Here is a 7,430-nt window from a genome sequence, read left to right on the forward strand (position 1 = left end):
GAACTTGTCATGCGTCAACCCCGCCTTCTTCAAACCTCGTAGGGGAAAAATTTGCTCCAACGGCCATCTTCCGCGTGTCCAGCGTACGTAAAGGTCAGCTCCCAGAGGGAGAGGGAGCAATGCGGTGGACACTCCGGATGGTCTGGAATTACGTCCCGGTTACCAAGCCTTTTGCCACCTCGGCCCACGCCTCTTCGCTTCCATCTTCGCTCTCGATGACCTGTGCCCCATCGAATCCCGAAAAGTTCTTCTGCGACGACTGCAAATACACCGGGTCATAGTGCTTTACGAGCAACTCACGCACCACGTCCTCGATACGCCCCGCCTTCGCGGCTTCCTGCCATGCCTTGATCACTTCGTTCCCACGCAATGCACGAAGCGCATTCAGTCGTTCGCAGAAATCCGGAACGTACTTGACGAAGAAGTCGTAGTCCTCCATCAGCAGCCGTACTCGCGCCTCCAGGGCCAGATCAATCCGCAGACAAGGCGATTCGCGCATGCGCGTCACCAAGCCCTCCGGCATGCGCAATTCGCCCACCTTCTTGCTTTCGCTCTCGACCCAAACCTCGCGTGCCGGATCGAAATGCCGCAGCGCCTCCCATACGCGTGAATCGAGCTGCTTCTGCGACGGTTGCGCGCTGCCCTGAACGAGGCCAAGCACCGAGCCGCGGTGGTTGGCGAGGGCCTCCAGATCAAGCACCTGCGCGCCTTGCGACTTCAGCGCGGCGAGGAGCCGGCTCTTGCCTGAACCTGTCTTGCCGCACAGCACGCGATAGTTGAAGCGCGAGGGCAATTGCTCCAGATCGGCGACGACGGCGCGTCGGTACTCGCGGTAGCCGCCTTCGATCAGATGCACCTTGAAGCCGATCTGATCGAGCACCAGCGCGAGCGATCCGCTGCGCTTTCCGCCGCGCCAGCAGTAGATCAAGGGCTTCCAGTCCTTGGGTTTGTCGAGCACCTCTCGCTCGATGTGCCGGGCTATGTTGCGAGCTACCAGCGCCGCGCCGCGCTTTTGCGCGACGAAAGGCGAAACCTGCTTGTACTCGGTGCCCACGAGTTTGCGCTCTTCGTCGGTCAAGCTCGGCCAGTTCACCGCACCAGGCATCCGGTCCTCGGCGTATTCGCCTTCCGAGCGCGCGTCGACGATGGTGTCGAAACTGTCGATCCGCGCGATCGCATCAGTGGCGGTAATGGTGAATAGGGACATTAGGACATGGCCCAAAACAATTTCCCATTTTGGGGGCGCAGGGCGGGCGCGCTGCGGCGTTGCTCCTCGCTTGTGTGACTCGCCACACGGCGCTCGGAGCGCCTTGCATCGCATCCCGCCCTGCGCCCCCAAGACGGAAAATTATTCCGGGCCATGTCCTTACGGCGTGATCGCATCGAGCAGTTCACTTTCGATCTCGAGCTGTGACCTGTTTTGCTGCAAGGCTGATCCATCGATAAGGAAGGTATCTTCCACCCGTTCACCCAGCGTCGTGATCTTTGCAAGCTGCAGATTGATGTGATGCCGGGCCAACACCCGAGCGATCGAATACAGCAAGCCCGAGCGATCGCTGGTTGACACACCCAATAGCCAACGCTGCGCACGCTCATCGGGTCGAAGCGTGACACGCGGCGTGATCGGGAAGGACTTCACCCGCCGCGACAAGCGCCCCCGGCTCGGCTCCGGCAAAGACCCCGTGTTGTTGAGCGCGTGTGCGAGTTGCGTCTCCACCAGCGAGATGAGGTCACGGTAGTGCTGGTCCAGCGTCGGGCTGATGACCTGAAAGGTATCGAGCGCATAGCCGGCCCGTGTCGTGTGCACCTTGGCATCGAGAATGTTGAAGTTTGCGGTGTCGAAGTAGCCGCAAATCCGCGCGAAGAGATCCGGCCGGTCAGGCGCATACACGACCACCTGCAGGCCTTCACCCAGCGAAGACAGGCGTGCGCGAACGATGGGTTCGGTGCTGTCGACGAAGCGATACAGCGACCGCGCATGCCAAGCAATGTCCCCCGCATCGTGCCGTGCGAAATAGCTGATCTCCAGCGTTTTCCACAGCACGGTTTCGGTGCCCTCAAGCAAGGAATACAGGTTGAGCGTGTGCCGTGCTTCCTTCTTGCGCGCCTCGATCTCGGCGTCAAGGTTGGGACGTGCCCCGCCCAAGGCCCGCAGCGCCAGGCGGTACAGGTCTTCGAGCAGTTTGCCCTTCCAGGCATTCCACACCTTGGGGCTCGTGCCGCGGATGTCGGCCACCGTCAGCAGGTACAGCGCGGTCAGCCGCCGCTGCGTGCCGACCAGCCGCACGAAGGCTTCGATCACCTCCGGATCCGACAGGTCCTCTTTCTGCGCAATGCGCGACATGGTCAGGTGAGCCTTGACGAGGAACTCGATCAGCGAGGCGTCGTCCGGGTCGTCGATCCCATGGTCGCGGCAGAAGCGTCGCACTTCCTTCGCACCGAGATCGGAGTGATCGCCCCCGCGACCTTTCGCGACGTCGTGGAACAGCGCCGCCACGTACAGCACATAAGGCCGGTCGAACTGTGCCGCGAGCTGCGAGCAAAACGGGTATTCGTGAGCATGCTCCGGGATGAGGAAGCGCCGCACGTTGCGCAACACCATGAGGATGTGCTGGTCCACGGTGTAGACGTGGAAGAGATCGTGCTGCATCTGCCCCACGATGCGCCGGAACACCCACAGGTAGCGCCCAAGCACCGAGGTCTGGTTCATCAGCCGGAAGGCGTGGGTCTGCCCTTCGGCCGCCTGCAGCATCTTCATGAACGTGGCGCGGTTTTGCGGATCGTGCCGCCATTCGCTGTTCATCAACTCGCGGGCGTTGTAGAGCGCACGCAGCGTCCGCGCCGACAGTCCCTTGGGGCCGACGGTGGTCTGATAGGTCAGAAAAGTTTCGAGGATGGCATGCGGATCGCGCTCGTACAGGTCGTCCGTCGCCACCTCCAGCATGCCGGCGCGCTCAAGGAACTTCTCGTTGATGGGACGCATCGGCGCGTGGTGCAAGCCATTCACGCGCTCCTCGATGTTGAGCATGAGGATGAGGTTCAACTGCGCGACTGCCTTGGCCGCCCAGTAGTAGCGCTTCATCAACACTTCTGAAGCGCGCTGCCCCCTGGTCGGCAAATAGCCGAAGCTCTCGGCTACCGCGGTTTGCAGATCGAACACGAGGCGGTCTTCGCGGCGTCCGGCCACCATGTGAAGGCGTGCGCGGATCAGCTTCAGCAGGCCTTCGTTGCGTTGAAGCTGCTTGGCTTCGAAGGGGGTGATGAGGCCCTTGCTCGCAAGTTCGGTCCAGGTTCGTCCAAGCCCTGCCGCCTTAGCCACCCAGATCACGACCTGCAGGTCGCGCAACCCCCCTGGGCTTTCCTTGCAATTGGGCTCCAGCGAGTAGGGCGTGTCTTCGAACTTCTGATGCCGCTGCCGCATTTCCAGCGTCTTGGCCCGCAGGAAAGCCTTGGGGTCCATCGCCGCTGTGTTGTCGCGACGAAATTCGTTGAACACCCGGCGCGATCCGCAGAGATAGCGCGATTCGAGCAGAGCCGTCTGCACGGTCACGTCGCGATGGCTTTCCTCGATGCATTCAGCCACCGTGCGCACGCTGGAGCCGATCTCGAGGCCAATGTCCCAGCAGGCGGTGATGAAGCCTTCGATCGACGATTTCAGCGCATCGTTCGCATGCTGCTCGTCGGGCGGCAGGAGCACCAGCACGTCGACGTCCGAATGCGGAAACAGCTCGCCGCGCCCATAGCCGCCGACGGCGATGAGTGCCGCGCCAAGCGGCATCATCGCGTCGTCCCAGAGGTCTTGAAGCGTCAGGTCGACATGCTTCGCCAGCGACTTCACCAGCTTGCTTGCCGCCGTGGACGTCGCGCGCGACTCGCGGAAATGATCGAGCAGGGCAGCCTTGCCTTGGCGGAAGCGGGACCGCAACTCACCGACGCTGCGCGGCGCCGCACGGCGTGGGTCAGAGGCTGAGAGTTTTTCGAGCATGTCCGAGCAGCGCGTCAAAAGGCACCTGATCTAGGCGCAAAGCACAGCCATAGCCCGGGCTATGGCGAGCATTCGCAACGACGAGCAGGGGTCTTTTGGCGTGATGAGCGGGCATGATCGAAATACTCTCAGCCTCTCAGGCAGGGCAGACATCAGGACTCCCGCAGGACCGCCATGGGTCGCAAAGGGACCTTCGTGGCGCCCCCGCGGGAGGGCAGGAGCGAAGCGACGTGGAGGGGCATCTCAGCCTCTCAGCTGGCGACGCCCGAGGTCGCCTGCCCGGTCACGAAAGATGGCGGCGGCGGACTTCCTTCGGACAAGGTCAGGACCTCGTAGCCGGTCTCGGTGACGAGCACGGTATGTTCCCATTGCGCCGACAACGACCGATCCTTGGTGACGATGGTCCAGCCATCCGTCATTTCACGAATCTCACGCTTGCCAGCATTCACCATCGGCTCGATGGTGAAGATCATCCCCGGCACCAGTTCTTCCAGCGTGCCCGGGCGGCCGTAGTGCAGCACTTGCGGTTCCTCATGGAACTTGCGGCCGATGCCATGGCCGCAGAACTCGCGGACGACTGAAAACCCGTTGTTCTCGGCAAACGTCTGGATTGAATGCCCAATGTCGCCCAGTCGCGCGCCGGGCTTGACTTTCACGATGCCCTTCCACATGGCGTCGTAGGTGAACTGGCACAGCCGCTTGGCGGCGATGGACCCTTCGCCCACGATGAACATCCGGCTCGTGTCGCCATGCCAGCCGTCCTTGATGACGGTAACGTCGATGTTCACGATGTCGCCGCTCTTGAGCGGCCGCTCGTTCGGGATGCCGTGGCAGACCTGGTGATTGATGGACGTGCAGATCGACTTGGGGTAGGGCGTGTAGCCCGGCGGCGCGTAATTCAGCGGAGCCGGAATGGCGCCTTGCACGTTCACGATGTGGTGATTGGCCAACTGATCGAGCTGGTCGGTTGTCATGCCGGGTTTGACGTGCGGGGTCAGCATGTCAAGAACTTCCGAGGCCAGTCGGCCGGCGATTCGCATGCCAGGAATATCGGCTGCGGTCTTGATGTGGATCGTCATGGAAAGAATTATCTCACTCGCCTCGTGAGGACATGGCCCGAAACAACTTACCGTTTTGGGGGTGCTGGGCGGGCGCGCTGCGGCGTTGCTCCTCACTTGTGTGGCTCGCCACACTGCGCTCGGAGCGCCTTGCATCGCATCCCGCCCAGCGCCCCCAAAACGGGAACTTATTCCGGGCCAAATCCTAAACGCGACTTTTCCGGGCATTTGTCAAACGTCCGGCGCGAAACGGACCCCAACCGGCCCCGACCGTCCTTGATGGACCAAGCGGGGGGCCGGCATTCAAGGAAAAATAATTGAACGTGCTATTCGCCCTCATCGCAGGCGGCACTGCTGCAGGATTCCTGGCCGGGATGTTCGGCATTGGCGGCGGCGCGCTGGTAATTCCGATTCTCATCTATATCTACCGGGATGCCGGGCTGAATTCGACCGAAGGAATTCGGCTTGCCTTTGGCACGTCCCTGGCCACCATGGCATTCACCGGCCTGTCCTCATTCCTGACTCATCGCAGGCGTGGCAACGTCGATACCCCATGGCTGCGCAAGCTGTTTTGGCCGGCGGGCATCGGCGCCACCTGCGGCGCCGTGCTGGCATCGCATATTCCGGGAATATGGCTGGCCCTCGGACTCGCTGTCATGCTCGCCTATTTCGGTTTGAAGCTTCTGTTCCAGCGGGAACAGGCTTCATCCCACTCGACTGTCTTGCTGCGCCTGCACCTGGTTGCCGGCTTTTTCTCGGGCATCGCCTATGCGCTCGCTGGCATGGGCGGCGCGTCCGTCGTCACCTTCTACTTGACCCACGTCGGCTTGCCATTGCGACGAGCCATCGGCACCGCGACCGGCGTCATCCTGCCCATCTCCGTAGGCACCATCATCGGGTTCGGAGTTACGGCGGGATGGCCGCACGGGTGGCGCTGGGGCTACATCGACCTGCATGCGTTGCTCGTCATGAGCAGCTGTTCGATCGTGGCGTCGAAACTGGGCGTATGGGCAGCCGCCGCGCTGCCCACTCAGCAACTCCGAAAGGCCTTCGGGATCTTCATGGTGGCTCTGTCGGTTAAGACGGTGGTTACCGTGTTCTCAGGCTGATCGAGCACAAGGAGATGCAGGCGCGCGGGAATTCAGCAGGATCCCGTGATTTCAGGATGCTGACGAATGGTGTCCTGGCCACGTGATCTCAAGTTCGTACCCGATGGATCGCGACAAGCCGTCGAGATCGGGGAACAGCGTGGCATGGGTAATGTTCATTCGGTAGAGCGAGAGCATCGCCTCTTCGCGGATGGACACCGGCAACACAAGCTTCTTGATGAGCTTGCGGCCGTACTCGTAGCGAAGGATGATCTCGTCGAGCGACTTGTCGAGCACGCCGGGCATGACGAATGTCCCAGATTGCGCGAGCAGCCGCCGATCCATCTCTTCAGGTTCGCCGACCCACACGATCTCGTTGCAATTCGCAGCGAAGTAGCGCTCGAAATTGTCGTTGACGCGCGGATCGATCATTTCTCGCCGCAGCGTCGAATTGTTCGAGGGCGCGGCCCGCCAGAGCGTCGGGGTGTCGAGCGCGAAGATCGCGGCGTCTCGAGTCGCCTGATTGAGCGCGAAGAAAGCGGCGACGAAGGGCGACTTGGTGAAATCCAGGAGACGGGTGGGCGCGCCATGATGTTGCATCAACGCGAGGCAGCGGATGTTGTCGGCCAGGACGCAGGCATTTTGAATGTAGTTGTGCGCCTTGCGCCTGAAGATCCGCAAGGCCCGCGCCTCCCGATCGCGCCATGAACCCATGTCGGGTACGAAGCTCTCCAGGTACCTCGACAAGGAACTCTTCAGCTTCCAGTCGGCGTCCTGCAGGCCTCGGAACGCCCAGCCGTTATGCACGGATGTCAACGCCACGAATTCGTTCCAGCTTCCTATGTGAATCACATCCATGCTTGTATCGTTCGCTGTCGGAAGGCTCATCGGCCGGTTTAAAGCCACACCCCTGGAAGCACCTGGTCGCTCCGGATGGATCCACGGGTGAGGTGTCCTTGTCCATTGTCGGTTCTTTCAAGCGGGTGCCCGGTTGAGAAGTAGGTGTAGCGGCCGTCGTTGTTACACGAAGGCGCTGCCGGACGTGGCGTGTGGCGTGGTTCAGTTTCTGCCGTTTTCGGGTAACACAGGCGAGCTGGGTCGGATTCCACGTGCCTTACGTAGTTCCCACGCTGCCTGATTCGGCTTGATCTCTCAGACTGGACACTTTTCTGGGAGATGAGTGTGTTTTTTGGGGAACCCCCTCACCCCAACCCTCTCCCCCCGCCGGGGGAGAGGGAGCCGAAATGCGTTACTTCGAAGCGGGCCACAGCGAGCTGGCCTGTATTGCTCCCTCGCCCC

Annotated in this window: 5 protein-coding genes; 1 reads left to right on the forward strand and 4 read right to left on the reverse strand. The window is 61.6% G+C overall.

Translation table 11 applies throughout. The features are described 5' to 3' along the window. Nucleotides 1-148: 148 nt before the first annotated feature. The 3 genes from mnmH to map form a co-directional block, all read right to left on the reverse strand. Nucleotides 149-1,207: a tRNA 2-selenouridine(34) synthase MnmH gene (gene mnmH / locus AC30NL_RS19425; RefSeq protein ID WP_489465633.1), complete on the reverse strand. Its 1,059-nt coding sequence runs from the start codon at nucleotides 1,205-1,207 to the stop codon at nucleotides 149-151. A gap of 159 nt (nucleotides 1,208-1,366) precedes the next feature. Then, the gene (locus tag AC30NL_RS19430; RefSeq protein WP_489465636.1) at nucleotides 1,367-3,985 is read right to left on the reverse strand and encodes a [protein-PII] uridylyltransferase; all 2,619 of its coding nucleotides are present in this window, start codon (nucleotides 3,983-3,985) and stop codon (nucleotides 1,367-1,369) included. A 251-nt stretch (nucleotides 3,986-4,236) separates the two neighbouring features. Beyond that, the gene (gene map / locus AC30NL_RS19435) at nucleotides 4,237-5,064 is read right to left on the reverse strand and encodes a type I methionyl aminopeptidase (protein WP_489465634.1); all 828 of its coding nucleotides are present in this window, start codon (nucleotides 5,062-5,064) and stop codon (nucleotides 4,237-4,239) included. Nucleotides 5,065-5,366: 302 nt separating this feature from the next. Here map and AC30NL_RS19440 point away from each other — a divergent pair, with 302 nt between their 5' ends. Further along, on the forward strand, nucleotides 5,367-6,152 hold the full coding sequence (locus AC30NL_RS19440; protein WP_489465637.1) for a sulfite exporter TauE/SafE family protein: 786 nt from the start codon (nucleotides 5,367-5,369) through the stop codon (nucleotides 6,150-6,152). Nucleotides 6,153-6,203: 51 nt separating this feature from the next. On the opposite strand, the gene AC30NL_RS19445 is transcribed toward AC30NL_RS19440, so the two are convergent. Continuing rightward, on the reverse strand, nucleotides 6,204-6,989 hold the full coding sequence (locus tag AC30NL_RS19445) for an FRG domain-containing protein (protein ID WP_489465635.1): 786 nt from the start codon (nucleotides 6,987-6,989) through the stop codon (nucleotides 6,204-6,206). Between the last annotated feature and the right edge of the window lie 441 nt (nucleotides 6,990-7,430).

The sequence above is a fragment of the Rhizobacter sp. genome, from assembly GCA_021153565.1.
Lineage (GTDB): Bacteria > Pseudomonadota > Gammaproteobacteria > Burkholderiales > Burkholderiaceae_C > Albitalea.